General features: G+C 62.9%; 2 protein-coding genes. Both read left to right on the forward strand.

Features of this window, described 5'->3' with window-relative positions:
* Nucleotides 1–250 precede the first annotated feature (250 nt).
* Nucleotides 251–490 carry a DUF1173 family protein gene (locus tag G6N73_RS38200; protein ID WP_281353035.1) on the forward strand — a complete coding sequence of 80 codons (240 nt, stop codon included), beginning with the start codon at nucleotides 251–253 and terminating at the stop codon, nucleotides 488–490.
* Between the two features lie 53 nt (nucleotides 491–543).
* Nucleotides 544–647: DUF1173 family protein (locus tag G6N73_RS38205; protein WP_343044852.1), on the forward strand; the 104-nt coding region annotated here is incomplete at its 3' end.

A 647-nucleotide genomic window follows, 5' to 3' on the forward strand; every position in this document is an offset into this window, starting at 1 on the left:
CGACAGCCGATGTGGTCGAATTGATGTTCATGGGGATGTCCTTCGCGGGAGAGAGTGTCCGCCCAGCCGCCACTCTCTGCGCCGGCCGGGCCGCACTCCTCCCGGCCCCGCTCTGCCTCTCGCCGCCAAGCGGCCTGCGCTAGGCGCAAAGCCGTGACTCATGCGCCCACAGGGATGCGGCGACCTCGAGTTTTGGACGTAATGCGGCGGTTCAATCTATGCGGAGGATGCACCCAAGCTCCAGGAGGCTCTGACGGCCGCTCATGAGCGGCGCGAGCGGCCATTGTGCTTTTGCCAGGCCGATGGCCTGCCCATGTACATCACGCGAATTGGCGATGCCTATCGGATCAAGCGCATGCCGCTGAGCGGCGGTGGGCATCATCCATCATGCGAGTCCTATGAGTCGCCCTACGACCTGTCGGGCTTGGGTGCACTGATAAGAAGCACGATCCAGATCGATCCGCAAAACGACATGGCTGCGCTGAACTGAAGTTCATCCTGTCGAAAACCGGCAGTCGCACCGCACCGGTGCCGAACGGCGAGGTGTCTGCAAGCGTTTCTGGCGACGCACGAAAGTTGTCGCTGCGCGCCCTGCTCCACAATCTATGGCACGCGGCTGAGCTGACGAGCGGACATCGAGGTGGAAG

Source organism: Allomesorhizobium camelthorni, from assembly GCF_011045125.1.
Lineage (GTDB): Bacteria > Pseudomonadota > Alphaproteobacteria > Rhizobiales > Rhizobiaceae > Allomesorhizobium > Allomesorhizobium camelthorni.